This is a genomic window from Kosmotoga arenicorallina S304, assembly GCF_001636545.1.
Classification (GTDB): Bacteria; Thermotogota; Thermotogae; order Petrotogales; family Kosmotogaceae; genus Kosmotoga_B; species Kosmotoga_B arenicorallina.
Genome location: NZ_JFHK01000018.1, coordinates 57,303 through 79,955 on the forward strand (window position 1 = coordinate 57,303; position 22,653 = coordinate 79,955).

Annotated in this window: 21 protein-coding genes and 1 pseudogene; 8 read left to right on the plus strand and 14 right to left on the minus strand. The window is 39.3% G+C overall.

What is annotated here, in order from left to right:
- Positions 1-6: 6 nt before the first annotated feature.
- The 6 genes from AT15_RS07965 (at position 7) to AT15_RS07990 (ending at position 5,576) form a co-directional block, all read left to right on the plus strand.
- Entirely contained in the window at positions 7-1,263 is a 1,257-nt protein-coding gene (locus AT15_RS07965) for an ABC transporter substrate-binding protein (RefSeq protein WP_068348167.1), read from the plus strand.
- Positions 1,264-1,333: 70 nt separating this feature from the next.
- Positions 1,334-2,218, plus strand: coding sequence for a carbohydrate ABC transporter permease (locus tag AT15_RS07970; RefSeq protein ID WP_068348168.1), 885 nt, complete (start codon positions 1,334-1,336; stop codon positions 2,216-2,218).
- Positions 2,215-3,042 (plus strand): carbohydrate ABC transporter permease, encoded by an 828-nt coding sequence (locus AT15_RS07975; protein WP_068348170.1) that lies wholly within the window; start codon positions 2,215-2,217, stop codon positions 3,040-3,042. The genes AT15_RS07970 and AT15_RS07975 overlap by 4 nt, the downstream gene beginning before the upstream one ends.
- A 15-nt stretch (positions 3,043-3,057) precedes the next feature.
- Complete coding sequence (gene aar, locus AT15_RS07980; RefSeq protein WP_068348172.1) at positions 3,058-4,212, plus strand: bifunctional L-alanine/L-glutamate racemase; 1,155 nt, start codon at positions 3,058-3,060, stop codon at positions 4,210-4,212.
- Between the two features lie 66 nt (positions 4,213-4,278).
- On the plus strand, positions 4,279-4,971 hold the full coding sequence (locus tag AT15_RS07985; protein WP_068348174.1) for an MBL fold metallo-hydrolase: 693 nt from the start codon (positions 4,279-4,281) through the stop codon (positions 4,969-4,971).
- An 11-nt stretch (positions 4,972-4,982) separates the two neighbouring features.
- Positions 4,983-5,576: a GNAT family N-acetyltransferase gene (locus AT15_RS07990; protein ID WP_068348176.1), complete on the plus strand. Its 594-nt coding sequence runs from the start codon at positions 4,983-4,985 to the stop codon at positions 5,574-5,576.
- A gap of 197 nt (positions 5,577-5,773) precedes the next feature.
- On the opposite strand, the gene AT15_RS07995 is transcribed toward AT15_RS07990, so the two are convergent.
- The 8 genes from AT15_RS07995 to AT15_RS08030 all read right to left on the minus strand — a co-directional run bounded on the left by AT15_RS07995 (position 5,774) and on the right by AT15_RS08030 (position 14,703).
- Positions 5,774-6,514 carry a hypothetical protein gene (locus tag AT15_RS07995; protein WP_068348178.1) on the minus strand — a complete coding sequence of 247 codons (741 nt, stop codon included), beginning with the start codon at positions 6,512-6,514 and terminating at the stop codon, positions 5,774-5,776.
- A 178-nt stretch (positions 6,515-6,692) separates the two neighbouring features.
- Positions 6,693-7,313, minus strand: coding sequence for a redox-sensing transcriptional repressor Rex (locus tag AT15_RS08000; protein ID WP_068348203.1), 621 nt, complete (start codon positions 7,311-7,313; stop codon positions 6,693-6,695).
- A gap of 10 nt (positions 7,314-7,323) precedes the next feature.
- Complete coding sequence (locus tag AT15_RS08005) at positions 7,324-9,300, minus strand: [Fe-Fe] hydrogenase large subunit C-terminal domain-containing protein (protein ID WP_068348181.1); 1,977 nt, start codon at positions 9,298-9,300, stop codon at positions 7,324-7,326.
- Positions 9,301-9,314: 14 nt separating this feature from the next.
- On the minus strand, positions 9,315-11,201 hold the full coding sequence (locus AT15_RS08010) for an NADH-quinone oxidoreductase subunit NuoF (protein ID WP_068348207.1): 1,887 nt from the start codon (positions 11,199-11,201) through the stop codon (positions 9,315-9,317).
- Entirely contained in the window at positions 11,194-11,676 is a 483-nt protein-coding gene (gene nuoE, locus AT15_RS08015; protein WP_068348205.1) for an NADH-quinone oxidoreductase subunit NuoE, read from the minus strand. Before nuoE ends, AT15_RS08010 begins: the two co-directional genes overlap by 8 nt.
- Positions 11,677-11,700: 24 nt before the next feature.
- Positions 11,701-12,840, minus strand: coding sequence for a SpoIIE family protein phosphatase (locus AT15_RS08020; RefSeq protein WP_068348183.1), 1,140 nt, complete (start codon positions 12,838-12,840; stop codon positions 11,701-11,703).
- On the minus strand, positions 12,840-14,465 hold the full coding sequence (locus tag AT15_RS08025; protein ID WP_068348185.1) for a [Fe-Fe] hydrogenase large subunit C-terminal domain-containing protein: 1,626 nt from the start codon (positions 14,463-14,465) through the stop codon (positions 12,840-12,842). The genes AT15_RS08020 and AT15_RS08025 overlap by 1 nt, the downstream gene beginning before the upstream one ends.
- Positions 14,458-14,703, minus strand: a complete 246-nt coding sequence (locus AT15_RS08030; protein WP_068348187.1) for a (2Fe-2S) ferredoxin domain-containing protein — start codon at positions 14,701-14,703, stop codon at positions 14,458-14,460. The genes AT15_RS08025 and AT15_RS08030 overlap by 8 nt, the downstream gene beginning before the upstream one ends.
- Before the next feature lie 404 nt (positions 14,704-15,107).
- Between AT15_RS08030 and AT15_RS08035 the strand changes: the two genes are divergently transcribed.
- Positions 15,108-15,326 (plus strand): hypothetical protein, encoded by a 219-nt coding sequence (locus AT15_RS08035; protein WP_068348189.1) that lies wholly within the window; start codon positions 15,108-15,110, stop codon positions 15,324-15,326.
- Positions 15,327-15,599: 273 nt separating this feature from the next.
- On the opposite strand, the gene AT15_RS08040 is transcribed toward AT15_RS08035, so the two are convergent.
- The 5 genes from AT15_RS08040 to AT15_RS08060 form a co-directional block, all read right to left on the minus strand.
- Positions 15,600-16,469 carry a sugar phosphate isomerase/epimerase family protein gene (locus AT15_RS08040; protein ID WP_068348191.1) on the minus strand — a complete coding sequence of 290 codons (870 nt, stop codon included), beginning with the start codon at positions 16,467-16,469 and terminating at the stop codon, positions 15,600-15,602.
- A gap of 15 nt (positions 16,470-16,484) precedes the next feature.
- The gene (locus tag AT15_RS08045; RefSeq protein ID WP_068348192.1) at positions 16,485-17,423 is read right to left on the minus strand and encodes a sugar phosphate isomerase/epimerase family protein; all 939 of its coding nucleotides are present in this window, start codon (positions 17,421-17,423) and stop codon (positions 16,485-16,487) included.
- A 23-nt stretch (positions 17,424-17,446) separates the two neighbouring features.
- The gene (locus AT15_RS08050) at positions 17,447-18,439 is read right to left on the minus strand and encodes an ABC transporter permease (protein WP_084251641.1); all 993 of its coding nucleotides are present in this window, start codon (positions 18,437-18,439) and stop codon (positions 17,447-17,449) included.
- 25 nt (positions 18,440-18,464) lie between these two features.
- The gene (locus AT15_RS08055) at positions 18,465-19,955 is read right to left on the minus strand and encodes a sugar ABC transporter ATP-binding protein (protein ID WP_153019729.1); all 1,491 of its coding nucleotides are present in this window, start codon (positions 19,953-19,955) and stop codon (positions 18,465-18,467) included.
- A gap of 63 nt (positions 19,956-20,018) precedes the next feature.
- Positions 20,019-21,026 (minus strand): sugar ABC transporter substrate-binding protein, encoded by a 1,008-nt coding sequence (locus AT15_RS08060; RefSeq protein WP_068348214.1) that lies wholly within the window; start codon positions 21,024-21,026, stop codon positions 20,019-20,021.
- A gap of 268 nt (positions 21,027-21,294) precedes the next feature.
- Between AT15_RS08060 and AT15_RS08065 the strand changes: the two genes are divergently transcribed.
- On the plus strand, positions 21,295-22,008 hold the full coding sequence (locus AT15_RS08065; protein WP_068348195.1) for a hypothetical protein: 714 nt from the start codon (positions 21,295-21,297) through the stop codon (positions 22,006-22,008).
- Between the two features lie 85 nt (positions 22,009-22,093).
- On the opposite strand, the pseudogene AT15_RS08070 reads toward AT15_RS08065, so the two are convergent.
- Positions 22,094-22,653 (minus strand): annotated as a pseudogene (locus tag AT15_RS08070) (IS701-like element ISKol8 family transposase); the annotation flags it as partial.

Sequence of the window (22,653 nt, forward strand, 5' to 3'; positions counted from 1 at the left end):
TAGCGTATGAAGAAGGCAAGGTTTTTTCTGTTGATTTTGCTTGTGTTTCTCGTGGGGATTACTGCGTTTTCTAAAGTCGTTACACTGAATTTCATCGAAGTTCTCACAAGTCCGGGGCGAACCAAGGTACTGAAAGATATTATTGCAGATTTTGAAGCAACACACCCCGGAATTAAAGTGAATCTCATTTCGCCACCTTATGAACAAGCAGACCAAAAAGCAACGCTTATGCTCAATACAAGACAGCCACTGGATATTGTTGAAGTCAGGGATTATACGATAAAGCAGTATGTAAACAACGGAAGACTTGAAAACTTGGAACCATATATCGCAAACTGGGCTGATGCAAAGACACTTTCAGTTGTTGCTAACAAAGCGGCAAGAACCGTAAACGATACTGCTTATATAGTTCCACAGTTCTTTTTCATCAAAGGTTTGTTTGTTAGGACTGATATCCTGAAGAAATTGGGAGTGAATTACATTCCCAAAACTATGAGCGAATTGGTTGAACTTTGTATCGCCATTACTGACCCTTCAAAGAATCAGTATGGATTTGGATTTAGAGGAAAATCCTGGGAATTCAAATTCTCTGACCTCATTGCCACATCGTTCCTTAGTGATATCAATCCCTCGAATATTTATAAGACAAAAGATGGAAAGATATATTTCTCAGACCCTCGGGCAGTTGAAGGTCTTAGAATGTACAAAAGGCTTTTCGATGAAGCTACCCCTAAAGATGCCATAAACTGGGGATTCAACGAACAGGTCAATGCCTTTGTCTCGGGCATAACGCCTTTCCTGATTCAAGATCCTGATACCGTTGCATTGGTCGACAATATGTTGGGCCGCGAACATTATACAGTCGTTCCAGTTCCCGTCGGACCCTCTGGAAAGGCCTATCTCGATTATGGGTTTACCGGACTGGGAATACCATCATATTCAAAGCACAAGAAAGAAGCCTGGGAATTCATAAAATACATTTCCAGCCCAGAAGTTAACGCAAAGCTTTGTAAAGAATATGGCCCTCTTCCAATTCACACTTCAACCTTTGAGGACGATCCGTATTTCAGCACGGGTGTGTATTCTGCATGGGGATACATGATAAATCATCCCGAAAAATACATATTCGCTTCCTATCCCTTGAATTCCCCCAAGTGGCCCGGTTGGGCTGAGGTTCATCAGCAATATATGCAAGCCTTCTTGTTAGGAAAAATCTCTCTTGAAGAAACTGTCGAAAAATGGACTGAATATTGGGCAGAATGACTCTACATAATTAACCATGGGTGCGGTGCTCATCGTCAACAACACCGCGCCCTTTTTAAGAGGTGTTTGGATGCGTAATTCACAACGTAAATTATTCATAATGATAATCCCGGCGTTTGTGCTGCTAATTCTGTTTGTCTATTTCCCCATAGTAAAAGGAGGGGTTGTGGCTTTCCAGAATTACAACCTCTTCGATCTAACAAATGTGCATTTTATAGGATTGGATAACTTCAAAGCTGTTATTACGGATAGGAACTTCAATTTTTGGAGAATATGCCTTAATACGGTTTTGTGGATTTTTGTGTCGTTGTTCTTCCAATTTGTGCTTGGCTTTGGACTTGCACTTCTTATGAGAAAACCCTTCAAAGGGAGAGGAATTTATTCTGCGCTGGTTTTTTACCCGTGGGCAGTATCCGGTTTTGCCATCGGTCTTGTATGGGCTTGGATGTTCAATGGTCAGTTTGGCATGATAAACGATCTGCTTATGAGATTGGGGATAATAAATAACAACATTGGCTTTTTGTCAGATCCCAAATTTGCCATGATGTCGGTAATCATAGCGAATGTATGGTATGGCGTGCCTTTCTTTGCCATAATGCTTCTTGCAGCATTGCAATCAGTTCCAAAAGAATTGTATGAAGCTGCTGAAATCGATGGAGCAACAAAATTAAGGCAACTTTTTGATGTCACTATCCCATACATAAAGCCAACAATAATCAGCACAACTCTTTTAAGAACCATGTGGATCATGAATTTCCCGGAGATAATATATGGTATGACCGGTGGCGGACCCGCAAATTCCACAAATATACTGGCAACTCTTATGATAAACAAGATCTACAAATTTTACGATTATGGCCAAGGGGCAGCTATTGGATTTATAATCATGTCTGTTTTGTTTGTTTACGCATTCTTCTACCTGCGGCTTACTTCCAGCAAAGAGGTGGTATTATGACAAGCTTCAAGAAGATCCTAAAAATTATAGCACTTGCGTTATACTTAATTGCTGCTTTATTGCCATTTTACTGGATAACAATTACTTCATTAAAGGATTCCAAGGAAATCTATTCCTTTCCTTTGAAGTACTGGCCTTCCAAAATCAGTTTTAACAGCTACAAACAGTTGTTTAGTTTTGCCAACTTCGGAATCTATTTCAGGAACAGTGCCATAGTCTCTCTTATAGCTGCTTTTGCGGCGATGATAATATCAATGTTTAGCGGATATGCTTTATCAAGATTGAAAATGAAAAGGTTCAAAAATAGAATTCTCCTGGCGCTTTACTTCACACAGATGATCCCCGGATTTATAATCATGGCTCCGTTATTTACAATGCTGTCGCAATTTCAAATGACCGATAAATTATCCACACTTACCATTTTGTATATAACCATGGTAATCGCTTTTAGCACTATCATGGCAAAAAGTTTTTTTGATAGGATTCCTATTAGTTTGGAAGAAGCATCTATGATAGATGGGTGTAACATAGTTCAGTCTCTTTTCAAGATTGTCTTTCCCCTTACGTTGCCCGGGCTGGCAGCCATTTTTAGCTTTGCATTTGTAAATATCTGGAATGAATTATTTTTAGCCACTATGTTCATTTTTTCAGATGATAAAATGACGATACCTGTGGCTTTGAATTCTTTCATTTCAAAGGCTGGAATAAGCTGGGATATAATGAGCGCAGGACTTGTAGTTTCTCTACTCCCCACAATGATAATCTTCGCCTTTGCGCAAAAATATATAATAGCAGGTTTGACAGAAGGCGCAGTCAAAGGCTGATTTTAGGAGGAAAAAATGGATCGAAAAAATGCATCAAAGATACTGCATCATTTAGATGAAGAGAATCTACCCTTTGGAGCAGTTACTCCCCCTATATTTCAAACATCTATCTTCACTTTTAAGGATTTTGACAGCTTCTCAGAAGCCATAAGCAATGAAGTAAATAGCTATTTATACACCAGGGGAAATAACCCCACGGTAAACATTCTAGAGAAAAAATTGGCCGCTTTGGAACATGGTGAAAAAGCAAAACTTCTTGGATCAGGTGTAGCAGCAATCTCTTCAAGTATACTTGCCTTTGTTAAAAGTCATGATCATATTGTTTGTGTTAAAGACTGTTATAGCTGGACAAAAACACTCCTTGAAAAGTATCTAAGGAGATTTGAAATAGATCACACCTTTGTGGAGGGAACCGATGTTGAAGAAATCAAGGCAGCAATTAGGCCTAATACAAAAATCATCTACCTTGAAAGTCCCACTACTTTTACATTCAAACTCCAAAACTTACGGGAGATAGCTCGCCTTGCTAAAGAAAAAGGCATAAAAACTATTATTGACAACACCTGGTCTACACCCATTTTTCAGAACCCAATAGATTTCGGAATAGATTTGGTGGTACATTCCGCGTCAAAATATTTTGGGGGGCATAGCGATCTCGTTGCTGGAGTTGTGATTGGGTCTGAAGAAGATGTAAATCTTATCTTCGAAACGGAGTTCCTCAATATCGGAGCCGTTCCTGATCCTTTTCTTGCTTGGCTGATATTAAGAGGTTTGAGAACACTTCAAGTGAGAATGGAAAGGCATTATGAAAATGCAATGAAAGTGGCTTCCTTTCTGGAAAACCATGAAAAGGTGAAACGGGTTATATACCCACTTCTAAAATCGCACCCTCAGTACAAACTGGCTGCTGAACAAATGAGTGGTGGTTCCGGTTTGTTTTCCATAGAACTAAAAACAAGCGACATTGAAAAGATAAAGATTTTTACAAACAGCCTCCGACTATTTAAAAAGGCTGTAAGTTGGGGTGGCTATGAAAGTTTAGTTTTCCCTTATGCAGTTGTTCACCCGGATTCATCTGACCCGAATTTCTCTCTTGTAAGGCTTCACATTGGCCTGGAAAGCAGCGAGTTGCTGATTGAAGATTTGTCGCAAGCTTTGAGTAAAATATAACCCCCCTAATCTTCCGGAACGAAAATGGAAGATGCTATACTTGCTATGTAAGGTCTAATGAGGGGGGTGGGGGTTATTATAAGAATAAAATCAGGCATAACCAATCTTTACCTTGTCAAAGGTAAAGAAGGTTATCTACTCATAGATGCTGGTTATAAGTTCAGAGTGCTCGAGAAATGGCTTAAAGCGTTGAATATCGGCTGGGAAGAGATCAAATTCATTTTTATAACTCACCATCACTATGACCACACGCTTGCTCTTAGTACCGTGCAACAGCACACAAATGCGATATTAATCTTTCACCACAAAGAACGTGCAGCATTGAAAACTGGCTTTTCTACGCATAAAACCACCCCGTTAAATTTCAGAACCAGGGTTTTGATGACCCTGAGAGGCTATTCGAACTCAAAACCAGTAGCCATTAACGATAATGACATTGTAATCAATGAGGACACGGAAATGCTAAGGGATTTTGGAATACATGGGAAAATTCTACGTACACCAGGGCATACACAGGGATCGATTTCTCTATTGCTCGACAATGGAATGGCATTCGTTGGAGATGCTGCGATGAATTTCTTTCCACTTTTAGGCCTTAAAAAAAGGCCTTTGATCGCTGAAGATTACGAAGCAGTATTTAAGAGCTGGGAAAAGCTTTTAAATGCTGGAGCCAAAAAGATTTATCCTTCACATGGCGAACCTTTTTCTGCCTCTGAACTGGAAAAAGCCCTTCAATTATTCTCCAAAAAAGAAGCATAGGAAATTTCAAAATGGAGCGAATAACTATTTCTTTTGGAATCAAAGAAGAAGAAAGGGATTTGGTATCTGAAATCCTATACGAAGCTTTTTCAGAAAAGCTTAAACCTGTTTTTGGTTCGAAAAAGAAAAGCCTCAGGATATTTTCAAGATATCTCAATGCTCCTAAAATTCTTGTTGCACGGGAGAAGGGTAAAATTGTTGGTGTGGCGGGTCTGAAATATGATAATGTCAACTGGCTAAATCTAAATCTCTTTGATGCCATCCGGGAATTCGGATTTTTGATATTCAGGGTAGGAATTATTGGCTTTCCTCTTGTGGCAACAAGATTAAAGGGTGATCTTCTTCTGGACGTGCTAGCGGTTTCGCCAGAAGCAAGGGGCAGAGGCATTGGCACCAAAATGCTTCAGTTTTTGCTTTCTTTTGGCAAGGAAAGGAACCTCAAAAAGGTCAGGCTGTATGTAATCCGTACCAATGAAGGCGCAAAAAGGCTTTACGAGAGAATGGGGTTTACAATTGTTAAGCTTCACAAAATACCCCGTCCGTGGAGAAATGTCTTCCACTTCGATGGATATTTTGAAATGGAGAGAAGCCTGAATTCTGATTAAAGGAGCTACTGTTGATAGTACTGTGATTGGTTGAATGACCGCTTTTGAAGTGAGAAATATGGAGCTATAACTAATGGACGACATGACCGTTTAACATGATAAGCGGATTCAATACATTTCACACATTGAAATCAAGATACCCATACGAAATACAGGAAAGTTCAAGAAAGATTGGAAAACCATTGAATACAGACAACCTACCGATAGAGATCAAAATATGAGATACCATTCTTTATTACATCTTTAATCCCTTTTGCCCCATGCTTCTCGAACACTTCCGCATAAATAAACATACCGTATATTGAAGCAAACTTTTCCCAGTAATTTCCTGAAGTTGCTTTGTTGTAAATGATGATTAGTTCTTCTTTAGACAGTTCATTGTTCCTGATGTAATCTTTATAATAAAGGAATTCCTTTTTTGCTTTTTCTCTTTTATCCAGGTAGATACTTAAAATATCTTCTCTGTTTCCCGGAAATCCTAAAAAATGTGCAAGTCCTTCATCATAGGCTACATAATCTAATATGTCGTTTTTATTTTCTAGATCATAAGGGTTTTCATAGAACTTTTTCAGTAGAAAATGTGTTATTTCGTGAATCAGAATACCTTCTGCGTGTTTATTTATTTTCTCTGCATCCCACAACGACAGGTTAAAAAATATCATATTTAGCTCATCACCACTGTAACACCAGGCATCATATGGATATGGAATCCCTGATGTGAGAGTTAGATTTACTTCGAAATCCCTGGCTTCACTGAATATTTCCATAAGCAATTCGTCAAAATCCTTTCTGGTGAGTTTTTCTAAAAAGTTCTTGAAATGTACGACTCTGCTTTCAAAGTCATTTACTTCAAGATATTCAAAATCCTTTATTGGTCTATAATTTTCTTCTATCTCCTTCGCATTTTCAACACAAATGATATTGAATCGAATATTCATTTACTATTCCTCCCAATTCTTACGCAATATAGAAATCTTACGGAATTTCAGAGGGTTTATAACTTTAGCAGCTTAAGGGCTATAGATATACAATAAAAACCCCGCTCATGGCCCGGAGCTTGTTGTTCCCTGAGGACAAATGAGCGGGAAAACTCAAAATCAACTATGACATAATTTGCTAGATTTTTTCGGTCGGGGTCCTATCCAAAAGGTGTTTAAGGGTTAGTGCGCTTCTGGCGATGTCTTCGTTTTCCACGAGAATTCCCTCGGGTACCTCGAGTATCACCGGGGCAAAATTCCAGATGGCTTTTATACCCTTTTTTATGAGCAAGTCTGCTATTTTTTGGGCTGATTCTCCGGGAACGCATATCGTCCCGATTTTTACATTAAACCTTCTGATCACTCTACCAAGGTCATCTAACGGAAGAACTACCAGCTCACCGACATATGTTCCAAGTTTTTCGGGGTTGTTGTCAAAGATTGCCACTACGCTGATACCGTAATTCTCAAACCCATCGTAATTTGCCAGAGCTTTACCAAGGTGTCCTGCTCCAACGATGATTATGTTGTCGGTTACTTTGGTTCCGAAAAGTTCATCCAGAGTATCAAGCAGCGACGAAACATGATAGCCTACCTTGGGCTTGCCTGAATAATCAAGATAGGTGATATCTTTCCTGACCTGTTCAGGCTTTATCGAGAGCTTTCTGGCAATTTCGTCGGAGGAAATGTATTCATTCTTTTCCTCTTGCAACAGCGTGTGGTATAATTTCAATCTTTCAAGAGTTGCCTTCGGAAACATTATCGGCCCCTTATGTTTTTTCTCTGCTGGCATGTTTTTTAAGCACCTCTTTTACTTTTTCGGTAGTCGCTTCGCTAATAACTTCGTCTTTTACCATTACATTAGGCGAAACCCCACAATTTTCAAGGCAAAAAGTACCTTTTATTTCGAGGTTTTTTGCCCATTCCTCTTTATTAGATGCCTCAATTAAGTCAGACAGGATATTATAAGAACCTTTCGAATAGCATGAAGTGCCCAGGCATACATTTACTGTTAATTTGTCTTTTTCGTCCAGTGGTAAGGGCAGAATGTCTATATCTTCGCTGTTGACTCTTTTCCTATGCTTGAACGAAGTGTGCAGGATTTTATGTGATTCTTCGCTGAGTGGTTTTATTAGATATTTTTTGTAAAGTTCCTGCATGTGATAATTCTCCACTGGTGATACGAGCACGTCCATGCCAACAGTTTCTCTGAGAATTCTCGCTCTTTCCTGGCGTTTTGCGGAATTGTTTGGATATGGCTGCCCGCCGCCTCCGATACAACCATAGTCACATGCCATAACTTCAACTATATCTGCCTTAATTTTACCAGATTTTATTTTCTCAATTACCTCTCTTGCCTTTCCAAGTCCGAAGACAGCTATTCCTGTGACAATTCTGCCATCTTTAACTTTTATTTTTGTCGTGCGGATTCCTTCAGCTTCTTCGGTTGATATTTCCGAAATGTTCAGAGGTTCTTCCAGAACTTTAATGACGCTACCAAGAACCCCACCTGTTTTCCCGAAGCTCAATCCGCTCTGGGAGGATAGTCCATAAGGCCTGTCAAAGGGTTCTGGTTGCACGTGTTTCAGGTTTATCCCGCTGGCTTTGACTATTTGAGCTAATTCTTTTGTGGTTAAGACCAGATCAACTTCCCCTGCCAGTTCCGGTCTTTCAGATTCGTATTTTTTAGCAGTGCAGGGCATAAAGGAAACCACGTATATATCTTGCGGGTCCAGTCCCAATTCACGGGCATAGATTTTCTTTACCAGCGTTCCCAATGCTTGCTGGGGTGATTTGACGGAAGAGAGGTTACCTATAAATTCCGGATAGAATTGCTCCACAAATTTTACCCAGCCGGGACAGCAGGAAGTAAATTGAGGCAATTTGTATCCATTTTCAATTCTTTCTTTGAATTCATGAGCCTCTTCATATGCCACAAGGTCAGCGGCAAATGAAACGTCAAAAACCTTTGAAAACCCAATCATTTTCAAAAAGTTTACGAGCCTTCCAGCCATGACCATATCGCCTTCAAGCCCGAGTTCTTCCTGAACCGCCGAACGAACAGCTGGGGCTATCATTCCTATGACTGTCTTTCCTGATTTCATCGCTTTATATAGCTCTTTGGTATCATTTCTGAAGGTGAGAGCTCCTGTGGGACAGTAAGCAACACATTGGCCACAATAAACACATTCTGAATTCGCAAGGCCATCTTCAAAGGCAGGCACCACCTGAGCCTCAAAGCCGCGGTAAGCAAAATCGATAGCGGCAACAGACTGAATTTCTTCACAGGCTCTGACACAATCTCCGCAAAGGATACACTTAGAATTATCCCTTATTATTAGTGAAGAGCTGTCAAAGATGTTGCTTTTATCGAGTTTTTCAAACCTGACATTTCTGATGCCGAAATCTTCTGCGTACTTCTGAAGTTTACATTGCCCGTTTCTCTCACATGTGGTGCAATCTCTGTTATGAGAAGCGAGCAGAAGTTCGAGTATGCCTCTTCTCAGTTCGTATATATCAGGTGTATGCGTTTTTATTTTCATGCCTTCATATGGTTTGAGGGTACAGGAAGTAACTGTACCATTTCCTTCGACTTCTACAAGGCACATTCTACAAGCACCATAAATGGAAGTCTCAGAAAGATAACAGAGGTTCGGTATTTCTATGCCAACTTCCTTAAGGGCTTCAAGAACATTTCGAGCATTGTCATTGATAATCGTTTCTTTGCCATTTACGTATATCTTCATGTTTTCCCCTCCGATCAACCAATGAGTTCGATGGCATTGAATTTACATTTATCGAAGCAAATACCGCACTTGACACACTTTTCTTGATCAATTACATATGGTTTACCTCGCTCGCCCGAAATGGCTCCCTGTGGGCAGAAACGCGCACACAAGCTACAACTCTTACACAGGTCAGGATTGATAACGTATTTTTTCAGTGCAGTACACATTCCACTGGGGCATTTTCCTTCAATATGTTCGATGTATTCATCCCTGAACAACTTCAAAGTGCTCAATATTGGATTTGGGGCTGTTTTTCCAAGCCCACAGAGAGAAGCGGTTTTTATGATATTCGAGAGATATTCCAGATTTTCCAGATCTTCATTGGTGGCCTTTCCCTGGGTAAATTTTTCAAGAATTGTGTAAGCCTGCATTGTGCCTTCCCGACAGGGGACACATTTCCCACATGATTCTCTCTTTGTAAAGTCAAGGAAAAACCTTGCAACTTCGACCATGCATCTGTCATCTGTTATCGCGACAATCCCGCCAGAACCCACCATAGCGTCAACAGATTTCAACGTATCGTAATCGAGGGGAAGGTCGAAGAATTCTTCAGAAAGGCAGGCTCCTGATGGCCCTCCAATTTGTATAGCCTTTAGCTTCAAGCCATTTGATGTACCGCCACAGATGTCTTCGATGACCTGTCTCAAAGTTGTTCCAAACTCTATTTCAATAATTCCTGTAAGTTTGAGGGGGCCTGTAACCGAAAACATTTTTGTGCCCGGAGAGTTTTTCACACCACGTTTTCTGTAATTCTCGACCCCATCTCTAATGATTTTCGGAACATTGGCATATGTTTCAACATTGTTTAAAAGAGTGGGGTATCCCCATAACCCTGATTGTGCAGGGAATGGAGGTCTCGGGCGGGGGACGCCGCGTTTTCCTTCAATGGAAGCAAGCAAAGCCGTTTCTTCTCCACAAACAAAAGCTCCTGCCCCTTCCTTTACCTCAAGGTCAAGGTTAAATCCTGTCCCAAGTATATTCTCTCCAAGAAATCCAAATTTCTTTGCATCATCTATTGCTTTGTTGAACATCTCCACTGCGATAGGGTATTCCGCTCTGATGTATGCATAGCCTTTGTCTGCGCCTATTGCATAGGCCGCTATTATCATGCCTTCCAGAACTGAATGGGGATCGCGTTCAAGCAATGTGCGGTTCATAAAAGCGCCCGGATCTCCTTCATCGCCATTACATACAACAAATTTCCTTTCACCCTTGCTGTTAAAGGCTGCTTCCCATTTTAGCCCGGTGGTGAAACCTCCGCCTCCGCGTCCGCGTAATCCTGAGGATTTTACCGTTTCCACAACGCTCTTTGGATCCATTTCTGAAAGTACTTTGATGAGCGATTTGTAGCCCCCACGCCCCATGTAATCCTCAATGCTTTCACATTCGCTCGTGCCTATTGCATCCATGATGTAAAAGGTCTGGTTCTTGAAGAAGGTTGCATCCTCTAATCTTTCCACTTTTTTGTTGGAAATTGGGTCTGTGAGAAGCAATCTTTCAACAGGTTTTCCATTCACCAGACTCTGTTCGATTATTTCTTCAACGTCTTCAGGCTTCACGTGCCCGTAAGTATATCCATATGGGAGAATTTTCACAAGCGGACCCAAAGAACAAAGTCCGCAACAACCCGTTTTCTTTACGGGATTTTCATTTTCGCTTCCTTCTTCTATTCTCTGGAGTGCAACCTTTAAGTTTCTATCTTTCAAAACTTCTTCAAATTTCTCGTAGACTTTTCTTGAACCGTTTGCTGTACAGCCTGTTCCCACACACACATAAACAGAAAGCTGCTTCAGTTTTTCCCTTCGGATTTCCTCCTGATGCTCTATATATTTAAAGGCTTCAAGGGGGTTTTTAAACATTTTCATCAGCCTTCCTTTCCTTCAATTTTTTCAATATTTCTTTTGTCTTTTCTTCGTTGAGGTTTCCATATACCTCACCGTTTATTACCATAGCCGGGGCAAGGGCACATGCTCCAAGACAGCCAACTTTATCCAGGCTGAATTTTAGGTCCTTTGTCACTTCACCGGGTTTAATGTTCAACTCTTCTTCAATTGCTTTTACAAGAGCCATGGAGCCTTCCATATGACATGCGGTTCCATCGCAAATGTATATCTCGTATTCTCCTTTGGGTTTCAAGGAAAACTGAGCATAGAAAGTGGCCACTCCAAAAATCTTCGCGGGGGAAATTCCCAAAGCAACTGAAATATAGTTCACTACATCTTTTGGAATATGCCTATACTCTTTCTGGACATCCAGCAAAATCTTGATGAGTTTCTTCCTGTCATAATCGTGCTTTTTCAGGATATCTTCCACTTTTTCGAAACTTCTTTCGATGCTCACACGCTCACCTCCGGATGCTCAATAATATTCAATCTTTACTATTTTTCCCATCTTTTCGAGAATTCTCGCAATATCGTTTATTATCCTAAATTTCAAAGAGATATCATGTGTAAAAAGCGGATTCTGATGAGCTGGGTTGATGGCTCTTCCGACTATGAAGTTGACAATATCCGCTTCCATCAGCATTGAAATGAGGGATTTTGAGCCGTAGCCTATTTTTGTCTCCTGACCTTCAAGATATCTGAAAACCTGTGTGAGAGTAATAATGCCTTCGGTTACAAGGTCAATCCCCCTGAGGTATCCAAGGGGTGGCGAATTTTCGCTGATTGAATTGAGGTCAATATCTATTCTTCCGCTTATGAATCTTTCAACAATTTGCCCCGTTGTTCCCCCGCAAACTACCTTTTTACCCGGGCTCGCCAGAAGCTTTTCCACTACATATCTATCTTTTGATCTATCTTCGGGAGGCCCCACCATGATGGTCACCGTGTTCTCTTTCCTTATCTTCAAAACCGCAGCGAGGGCATCATCCCCTCTGGTTCCTTTATCGAGTCTTTTAGCCAGATTGATTAGGTAATTCACAATATCCGCGTGGCGTACTTTCTTTTCCAGCAGATTTTTAATTTCGATGCGTATGTTTTCAATGCCCAGTCCAAAGGGATACCTCGATGATCCCATTCCAGCCTGGGATACCCCATCTGTCATAGCAAATATTGCGTCGCCTTCTTCCAGAGGCATTTCGCTTATAAAGAGGTCTTTCCCCTTTATGGTTCTCTTGTTTTTCTTCATTTCAAGTGGTTTTTCTCCCCTGAAGAAAAGAATCACGGGAAATTCGTATTCGACTACGAAACACTTTTTTTGCTCATGGTCTATTAGAAAGGTGGAAAGGGTTGCATAACTTATGCCACGTTCTTTACAGACAGGAAGTGTAGAAAGAATGGAGCTGAATACTTCTTCTATGGGTACCCTGTTAAAAACCATAGTGGTTGCCATTGTGGCGGTTAGCGTGGATAAAATGCTCGCTTTAACTCCACTTCCCAGACCATCAGAGAGGCTCACCACGGTCTTATCCACGTCCCGCTTTATTTTTATGGTATCTCCACAGACTTCCTCTCCACCCTTGTTCTTGTACGAATAGTTAACCTCACAGGTTAGCATCATTTATCCTCCACAAATTTCCTGAAATCCATGAAATGGCTTTTTGCTTCGGCAATAGACTCCCCAAGCAAGCCAGCTATTTCCTGTGCCAGCATCATCTGCTTGCTCAATACATCTTCAATCTTTTCAAGGGATTCCTTTTTCAGCATTTTAATCCGCTCTTCTTGTTCCTTTTCTTTCGTCATATCGACGAGTATGACGACATTTCCGCTGTCTTCTGGCAATTCAAAAGTTTTAACGAAAAATCTCTTACTCTTTCCCGCAACCAATAAATCAAAGATATTTTCCCTGGATTTTTCACATTTTCTGGCTATTTCCAGCAAGGAGCTGTCAGACAGGTTTTTAAAGAAATTTCTTGCCACACGGTTTTTATAAAGAATCTGGTTGTCTTTATAAATGAGGATGATGTTTGGGGTCTCTTCCACAACGAGGTTGCTTACAGATGATACTTTATCAATCAAATAGGTGATACACATTTCCTTTTCAGCTTTTCCCTGCAAAACGGCGGCAGCTTTCTCTCTGCATGTATTGTATCCACAAGCTCCGCAATTGAGTTCCTTGGACGGGTCATCTTTACCTATGGAGAGGAGCACTTCTTGAATCGCCGATTCAGGATATTCTCTTTTGCTCGGCCTCGATTTCGTTTCCCTTTTCAGGTTGAGATGATATGAATAAGAACTGATTCTTTTTCCGGTAAGTGCATCCAGCACTTTTTTGTGGCGAAAAATACGATTTCTCTTTTCGAGAATGCTCAAATCTTTCCTGATCGCAGGCCCTTCTAAACAGCTTCCATAACAGGCTGACAGTTCTATAAACAGAGGTTCATTATACGAAGAGAAGTTTTCAAAAAACCATGCGACATTTCTGATTCCTTCAATCGATAAATGCTGGCTGAAATTTCTGGTTACAGATTGATTTATCCCGTTATTCATTGGATAGAGCCTGCCGTTTTCGGGAAATGGCGGGTCAGGAAATCTTTCGGTGAAATTTTCAATATGTAGATCTTCTGACTCGAAAAACTCGTTCAATTCTTCAAAGGTTAGAACCAGATCAAAAATCCCTTCAAGTTCCCTCTTTTTGGCTATACATGGCCCCAAAAAGATTGTTTTAAGATCTCCAAAATGCTTTTTCAGAAATCTTTGGTGAGCAACAGCGGGTGAAACGACAGAAGCAAGATAACCTGAAAGTTCGGGATAATACATCTCAGCAAAATCAACAACAACGGGACAGGCTGTTGTTATAACAGGTTTTTTTAAGTTTTCAGAAAGTTTCTTATATCTCTCAGAGACAAGATCTGCACCAACCGCTGTTTCATTGACCACCGTTGCACCATGGGATTTGAGAAATCCAATAACTTTGAAGGGATAATCAAAATGTGCAAAGAAAGAAGGAGCTACTGATACCATAAAAGGAGCTTCAAAGAACTCCTTGAATTTTTCTACATGCCTGCGGTAATTCTTGGCTTTTTGAGGACATATTTCTAAGCAGTTTCCACAGAGAATGCATTCTTCTTCAAGAATACGTGATTTTCCGCTATTAAAGCTTATTGCTTTAACCTGGCAGTTTCTCAGGCATTTATAGCAATACTGGCAGTTGGCATCGATTGAATAAATGAACTCACCCATTTACCTCATCTCTTTTCTTAATGTAGTTCTTTACCGTTTCCACCACATTTTCTGCTTTTATATCTGAAAAAATTTCCCCATCTATTTCTATGTTTATCCCGTTCATACAATTTCCGAAACAAAGAGAGCCAACAAGTTGAAGTTCAGGAAGTTCTTTCTGGAGTTCTTTCAGTTTTTGGACCACTTTATATGAGCCTTTTAAATGGCAGGAACTACCCATGCAGATTTTAACCACCATGCTCTCACCTTATTTCGTTATATATTTCACGTTATAATTTTCACGAATATTTTATTCTGATTTTTTTTGACTGTCAAATATGGTGGAAGAGATTTTTACCGAGCCCTAATTTTCTTTACTTCAACGTTACAGTGAAAGAAAGAACTTGCAGGGGTTGGAAAGAGAGTATCATTTGATACACTTAACTTGTGAGCCGCAAAACATGATGCTCGGTTAGAAAAAAGGGGGGATTAGAAATGAAGATAGATGGAATTCTTCAATGTCCAGAATGCAATGGAAAATTTTCAGTTTTTCAAGAAGCGTTCTACTGCCCTTAATACTGCCAGGAATATAGAAAGAGAGTTGGGGAATATGACTTTCTCATCTCAGGCGAAGATCAATGGGCGACACTGGGAAAAGGTTTTATGAATGGTCAGTCAGAGCTTGAGAGGAGACTGCTTGAAAGCGATGACTTTGAACCATCTCCTTCATATCTTCTTATAAAGGCAGTGTTACTCTGGGGGTTCAAAGGGGATTTTAAAGATTTTGAGAGAATTATGAAAATGGCAAGGCATGGTGTTTATACTGGTGAATATAACAATGCTATGGAAAACCCCGCTAAATATGTAATTGAGCTGCTATAAAAGGAAAATGGAGTAATAAACGAGATAAAAGCTAGGGCCGAACCATGCCTGCTTCAAAGATACTTGTGTAAAGCCTGACAAATTGCCAGTTGTTCAAACAATATTTGAATTTGCAACCATAATTACACGATCATTTTCGCTCTTAATAGGAATTTCTATATAAGTTGAAGCGCTAAGTAAATTTAGTTAAAGATACTAATCTTTTAATATAACTAAAGAAGTGTTTTTAAAATAAAGGTGCAAAAGAGGAAGGAAATGATACGTACATGTTTTTTATTTTTCCTCTGGTATTCCAAGCTCTTCGAGGGTTTTGCGAAGCCATCGCAAAGATTTTTCTATAAGAGGTCCGCCCATTCCTTCGCACTCTATACTTAAAGTTCCATCGTAACCTCTATCTTTAAGTATCTCAAGAATTTTTTTAATGTTGTCAGAATTTACACCTTCACCAACCGCGGAATGACTAATTCCTATACCTGTGTCTTTTCCTCTGAGAGAATCAGCTAAACTTTTGGAGACATCTTTTATGTGAACATGTTTTATCTTATCAATAAAACGCTTGCAAAATTCAACAGGATCTCTTCCCGCAATAAAGCTATTACCAGTGTCGAAATTTAGGCCTAACCTATTGCTATCAACAAAATTGAGCATTTTTTCAAGAAGTTCCGGGTTTGTAGTGAAATAACCATGAACTTCAATATTTATATTTATTTCATAAAGCTCGGCATATTCTATTATTGTGGAATATGCTCTTTTCATTAGCTCAAGAGCTTTTTCTTCGCTGAGGTAGACCGGTTTTTTCAGACCGTCAGTTGTAGCAATGTTTGGGCAACCAACAAGCTTTGCCCACTGGATTGATTTCAAAACGTAAGCAACCCCATAATATAACCCTTCGTTTCCAGAGAGTGGATAAGCTGCGTCAATTTGAGAAAAGCGAACATCATAATTTTCCATCAATTTTCTTGTCTTTAGTGGATCATCAGTAAGCGAAATATGCGGAAAATAACCAAGACCATGTATCCATGAAACCCCTTCTATAACACCAGATTCGATATAATGAACATCGTTCTTTTTTGCCCATTCAAGAGCCTTCTCAAAACTAAAAACTGAAGAATTAAATGCATCAGTATGAAATCCTATCTTCATTAAAAAAACACCTCCTTATTGAAGTGCTCGAACAATATTCTCTCTCTCTTTGAAGTAAGCAACGGATTCTTTTACTAAATTGTCCATAATATCCACCATGCACTTTTGGCTTGATAGAACGTATGGATCAGGATAGGGGCCTAAAGGTTCAAAGGTAAGAAATCGGCCAGGTTCGTTCATACCAATGATATAGGCTGCCATTATTACAGTATCGATGTCTATCATTCCTTTTCCGGGAGCATCACGGTTGCTATCGGCTATATGAAGGTTTATGAGCCTCTCTCCACATTTCAGTATTGCTTCACCTATATGTTTTTCTTCATTTAGCATATGATAAATATCTCCATTAATATAACTGAATGAAGATTCATTGACAGCATTAATATATTCAAGAGCATCATCTACCGTATGTATAAGACTTACTTCAGCTGAGCGAATGGGTTCAATAGCGCCAACTACATCATTTTTATCAAAATACTCTGAACAACGCTTCAATGTCTGAACGCTTCTTGAGAACTCTTCGGAATCAATTGCGGAATTTCTACCGACTGCGCTTGGAACAACTATGATATATCTTCCACCAACTTCTGAAACGTATTTTGTTAAATTTTTCAGATATTCGATAGCGTTTTCTCTTATTTCCTGGTTGGTGCTCGAAAGGTCTCGACTGGGCGGAAACAAACCACAAGCACCAGAAACTCTCATGTCATATTCTTTTAGAGCATTTTTAATTTCATCAATGCTTATTGATGTATCGCCCTTTATTTCAACGAAGTTCAACCCATTTCTTTTTAGTCTTTTCAGTGAATTTTCAAAGGGCTCAATTCCGAACATCCAGATACTCCATGAAAGGTCTAATCTTCGCATAAATTTCTTGGGATTCTTTCTTTTCTCGGTTAAATACTGCTCGCGAATCTTAAGATTTTTAATCTGAAAATTCTGTTCTTTGTACACTTTTACTCTTCTCCTTAATTGAATTAGATAACTTTCTTTCGGCCTTTGTAAGTACTGAGCATGCTTACAGCAAGGGATGCGATAATTAATGCGCCGAAGGTAACAGTTTGAAAATAAGGATTTACTCTGAGCATGTTCAGTGAATTGGAAATTAACCCCATTAATAGCACACCAAAAAACGTACCTATGATTTTTCCTTTGCCCCCAGAAAGTGGTGTCCCACCAATTACTACCGCACCAATGGTTTTTAATCCGATGTCACTACCAGTAGAGGGTTGAGCCGCTCCGATTCTTGAAAGTAATACCATTGCAGCAACGCCAACAAATGCTCCACTTAACATGAAAGCAGTCAACTTAGTTTTGGTCACAGAAATACCCGACAGAAAGGCAGCTGAAGGGTTGCTTCCAACAGCATAAGTGCGTCTTCCTAGCTTGGTATAAGAAAGCAAAAAATGAACCACTATATATGCTGAAATGCTTATAATAAAACTTAATGGAAGTACTTTCCAGAGCCTTGTTGTTCCAATAAATTCAAATTTACCATAAATTGTTTGGAAAGATCCTTTAGTTATAGCCAGGGCAACTCCTTGAAAAACGCTTATAAAAGCTAATGAGGTAATAAAAGATGGTGCTTTAAATACTCTTGCAGTAATACCTACAAGAAAACTATTAAATATTGCTAAAGCGATTCCGATTAATACAGGGATAAGATACCCATCACCGCTCCTAATCATCATGGCCATTACACAGGAAGAAAGTCCAATATTTGCACCCACTGATATATCAATTTCTCCAGAGATTATTAAAAAGGTCATTCCTGAAGATACAATTCCAAGAACCGCTATTTGTTCAAGAATATTCATTATGTTGCTTGTTGTGAAAAATCTTGGATTCACAATCCCTGTAACAATTGCAATAGCAACCTCTGCAACTAAAAGGAAAAACCACTGATTTCTGAATATCGAAGTTTTGCTCTTTGGAAGCATTGCCCTCTCTTTTTGATTCTTATTGCTCATTATTCAGCTCCCTCCAAGAAAAAAATTAAACACCAATAAAATGTTTTATGAGTTCTTCTTCTGAAATGCCTTCGTTATCCAAAATCTCAACCAATTCCCCATTTCGCATAACTCCTATTCTGTCACTTAATGAAATGAGTTCGGGCATATCCGAAGATATCATTATAATGCATTTTCCATTCTCAGCAAGTTGAGTCATTAATTGATATATTTGCTCTTTTGCTCCAATGTCTACTCCCTTTGTTGGTTCATCAAAAATATATACTTCATAATTATCTAAAAGCCAACGACCAATAATTACTTTTTGCTGATTCCCCCCAGAAAGTTCTTCTATCTTTTGAGACTCACTTTGCACTGCAATTGAAAGGTCTTTCACCATTTTATATGTTAATTCTCTTTCTTCATTATGGTTCAATAACATGCCACTGAAGTTTTCTGTATGAACAAGAGAGGTATTTTCAACAATGTTCCTTCCAGTAAGCATACCAAGCTTCTTTCTATCCTCGGTAATTAATGCAATTCCTTTTTTTATAGCATCTTCAGGCGATTTAACGATTAATCGTTTTCCGTTAAGATAGATCTCCCCAGAATCAGGCTTTTCAGCACCAAATATCAAAGACACTAACTCACTTCTACCAGATCCGACTAAACCACCAAAACCAAATATTTCCCCTTTTCTGACACTAAAAGAAACATTTTTAACCATATTGGTTTTAGTAAAATTTCTCACTTCAAATACTGTTTCTCCTTTTTCAATGGGTGTTTTTTTGTAAAATAACGCCGCATCTCTACCCACCATTTTCCTGATAATCTCATCAACGGTTATTTCAGAAATGTTATAAGTTCCCATATTTAGTCCATCTTTTAATACTGTAACTCTATCACCTATTTTAAATATTTCTTCTAAATAATGTGATATATAAATTATTCCGATTCCCCGTTTTCTAAGGTTGGCTATTATTTCCATTAATGCCTGGGTCTCATCAATACCAAGAGAACTTGTCGGTTCATCCATGATCAAGATTTTCGAGTCAGAATAAAGCGCTTTCACGATTTGAAGCATTTGCTTCTGAGAGGTAGAAAGATCTTCCACCAAAACATTTACAGGCATTTTCATTTTAAGAGCTTCAATAATTTCTCTAACTTGCTTCTCCTGATATTTCTTATCGATCATGAAAGGAAAACCTTTAGATTTTTCGTAACCGAGGAATACGTTATCTGAAACAGTTAATGATTCTACCAATTCGGCATCTTGATATATAGTTGAAATACCAAGCTCCATTGATTGCTTGGGAGTGAGGGATTTTACTTTTGTATCTCCAATAATCAGTTCTCCTTCGTCAGGTGTAATTGCTCCAGAAAGAACCTTTATTAGTGTTGATTTGCCAGCACCATTTTCACCTACCAAGCAATGAACTTCACCTTCGAATAAGTCAAAAGACACTTTATCCAGTGCTTTATGATGGCCATATATTTTTGTTATATTTTTCATTATTGCCAAAGGCTTTCTTTCCATACAACTCTCTCCATTTAGAAAGGGATGAAGAGCCCAGGCTCTTCATCCCTAAATTTACAATGCTCAATAAAGAGGATTATATTGCGGGAAGTATTGTCTTGTCAATTCAATCCAAATCGGATCGACATCCCAGGGTACAACCTTTGTTTTGTCATCAATTGTTTCTGGAGTGATTGGTGTATTCGGGAGTAAAATCTGTTGATCAAGTTCGGTTATCAAACCCTGTGTATAAGCATGAAGCGCAAGGAAAGACACGAAGCCTTCCCATCCGGGTGATGTAGAGATGGAATACTTTATGCTTCCTTCTTTGATTAACTCAATACCATATGGAGCGCCATTTGTAGTTATTACCTTTATAGGATTATTTAGCAGCCCTCTTGTCTTAAGCATTCTGACGACAGCTGCCGCCATTTCTTCGTTGAAAACAAATAAGATTGAAAAGTCATATCCTGATTCAATCAAATCTTGTGCCTGGTCAACAGCAACGGTTGGAGTATACTTACCATCTCTAACAGCAACAATTTGATTGACTCCCAGTTCATTTACCTTCGGCTCAAAAGAACTTCTAAATATTTGAACTGGAACATGTTCAAAAAGCCCCATTATACTTGCGATTTTTTCGCCAGGGTAATGCTCTGCAATGTAGTTTGCAACGTTGATTCCCATTCCATGCCAGTCAAAGTCAATACAAGCAACCACATCATAGTCAGACTTTAAAACCTGACCCACATTATCTGTTACAACAAGTGGTATTCCGGCCATTGCGCATTCTCTTGCAGCTATAAAAGCTCCATTAGGATTAAAGGAAAAGACGCACATACCATCTACACCCATATTAACGAGTGTTTTGATGTTTGTTATTTCCTTTTCAGTGTCATAGTCAGAATTTAGGACAATTACATCTACACCTACAAGACTTGCAGCGTACCGAAAGCCTTCTACATCTTTCTTGTACCATGTGTCAGGACCTGGAGTTACATATCCATAGGTAAGTTTTGCGAAAAGTGAAGTACCAACTAACAGGAAAGATACCAATAACACTACCCATACCATTACCTTTGTTCTCTTCACAAAGGATCCCCCCTCGTGCATTTTTGAAGCCCCCTCAAACCAGAAAACTATTAGAAATTTAATTGATTGATGCAATCAACTAATCATTAACAAATATATTATACCATTTTTTGCCTTAATCACAAAAGGATTTTTGCAATCTTACACATAAAAATAATAATACTGAATGTGAAAACTATTCTATAAAATAGGATAAATGGAACACCTTTTGTTACAAATTCCGAGCCCTTGTTTATAACACTTTAGTAGAGCTTCATGGAGGTGTGAGATGGATCACAATAAGCGTTATGATATCGCATTAAGTCTTTCAAGGGAACTTGAAAGAGAACTGGGTGATGATCTTGTTTGTTGCTGCCTTTACGGTTCCACTGCAAGGAGCGAAGATACACAGTGGTCTGACATTGAGCTTTTTGCCGTAACCAAAAAAGAGGTTAAATCAAGGCATTTTTTGATAGGCATGATTCCCACAGGAATACACATAATGGAAGAAAAGAGGCTTTTACACATTCTTGAAAATCCCGGTTTGGATTGGCCTTTTTATGCCGGGTTAATGGCGAATCTTAAAGTGCTTTCAGGCGACAGGCTTGCTCCTGAGAGATATTATGAGAAAGCCATGGGTATTCCAGAGGAAAAATTCAAAACCGCTCTCAGGGAAAAACTTTCCGAGCTTGTCTTTGAATCCTGGGGAAGGATATTTTCCTGCATAAAGCGTAAGAAACATGAGGATATTTATTGCGCGGTAATAGAAACACTGCTTGAAATGAGAACCGCACTCTGCCTTCTCAATGGTAAGCATGTGAATAGAGATTATTTTGATGGTATCAAGGAGACTTTTAGCTTTGAAAAGAAGCCAAAGGACTACCCAAAGCTTGCCACAAGACTGTGGAACTGCCACGATGTGGCAGCGATAGCAAAAGATGCCCGGGAGCTTATAGAAAATTTTATTTCGCTGTTGAAATCAGAGGAGATCCTGTCAAATTAAACAGCACCCATATAAAATGGGTGCTGTTAAGCAAACAAATTCTAAAACCCGGGTAGTTCTCTTCAAACCCAAACTATGCACTTAGCTAGATAAACCCAGAGAGAAAACAAAAGAACGATTCGGGATCACAAAAAAATAAAGCAAATAGGGAAAATAAAGCTTTTTCCAGATGATGTTGTTCTATCTGCCGTTCAACGAATTCCCTAAATCCAATTTGGTCTTTGACATTCAAATAGTATCTCGCTATCATCATCGCTGTGAAGTAGAGAGCTACAAGCTCAGTGTGTTTTTCAGTGGAACGCTGTGAATAAACCTGTGTTTTCAGCCCCAATAGACCTTTTGCCTGCTTGAAGTATTCCTCCATAGTCTCTCTTTTGCTGTAATGATTGAGTATCTCATACTCTGTCATGCTCGTGTCGCTGCAAAGAATGATTCTCGTTTCGTCAGCACTGTTGTCAATGACTATCTTTACCTTTGCCTGGTAGCTCGGAACTCTCGCAATAAATGATGTGACTCCCTTAGTTTTTTTCTTGAGCTTTGAAAGCAAGAAGCTTTTTCCGTCAATCACGACCTTGAGATTGGTGCTCAGCCTACCGATTATAGTCGAAGCAGAATTGACAACCTTTGCACATATCCTGCTGCACA

Bases quoted from the DNA above. Each gene is read 5' to 3' on its own strand.
- AT15_RS08025 (WP_068348185.1), bottom strand. From the start codon at position 14,465: ATGGGTGAGTTCATTTATTCAATCGATGCCAACTGCCAGTATTGCTAT.
- AT15_RS08005 (WP_068348181.1), bottom strand. From the start codon at position 9,300: ATGAAGATATACGTAAATGGCAAAGAAACGATTATCAATGACAATGCT.
- AT15_RS07995 (WP_068348178.1), bottom strand. From the start codon at position 6,514: ATGAATATTCGATTCAATATCATTTGTGTTGAAAATGCGAAGGAGATA.
- AT15_RS08020 (WP_068348183.1), bottom strand. From the start codon at position 12,840: ATGCTAACCTGTGAGGTTAACTATTCGTACAAGAACAAGGGTGGAGAG.
- AT15_RS08000 (WP_068348203.1), bottom strand. From the start codon at position 7,313: ATGTTTCCGAAGGCAACTCTTGAAAGATTGAAATTATACCACACGCTG.
- AT15_RS08050 (WP_084251641.1), bottom strand. From the start codon at position 18,439: ATGAGCAATAAGAATCAAAAAGAGAGGGCAATGCTTCCAAAGAGCAAA.
- AT15_RS07975 (WP_068348170.1), top strand. From the start codon at position 2,215: ATGACAAGCTTCAAGAAGATCCTAAAAATTATAGCACTTGCGTTATAC.
- AT15_RS07965 (WP_068348167.1), top strand. From the start codon at position 7: ATGAAGAAGGCAAGGTTTTTTCTGTTGATTTTGCTTGTGTTTCTCGTG.
- AT15_RS08055 (WP_153019729.1), bottom strand. From the start codon at position 19,955: ATGGAAAGAAAGCCTTTGGCAATAATGAAAAATATAACAAAAATATAT.
- AT15_RS07990 (WP_068348176.1), top strand. From the start codon at position 4,983: ATGGAGCGAATAACTATTTCTTTTGGAATCAAAGAAGAAGAAAGGGAT.
- AT15_RS08010 (WP_068348207.1), bottom strand. From the start codon at position 11,201: ATGTTTAAAAACCCCCTTGAAGCCTTTAAATATATAGAGCATCAGGAG.
- aar (WP_068348172.1), top strand. From the start codon at position 3,058: ATGGATCGAAAAAATGCATCAAAGATACTGCATCATTTAGATGAAGAG.
- AT15_RS08035 (WP_068348189.1), top strand. From the start codon at position 15,108: ATGAATGGTCAGTCAGAGCTTGAGAGGAGACTGCTTGAAAGCGATGAC.
- AT15_RS08030 (WP_068348187.1), bottom strand. From the start codon at position 14,703: ATGGTGGTTAAAATCTGCATGGGTAGTTCCTGCCATTTAAAAGGCTCA.
- AT15_RS07970 (WP_068348168.1), top strand. From the start codon at position 1,334: ATGCGTAATTCACAACGTAAATTATTCATAATGATAATCCCGGCGTTT.
- AT15_RS08065 (WP_068348195.1), top strand. From the start codon at position 21,295: ATGGATCACAATAAGCGTTATGATATCGCATTAAGTCTTTCAAGGGAA.
- AT15_RS08040 (WP_068348191.1), bottom strand. From the start codon at position 16,469: ATGAAGATAGGATTTCATACTGATGCATTTAATTCTTCAGTTTTTAGT.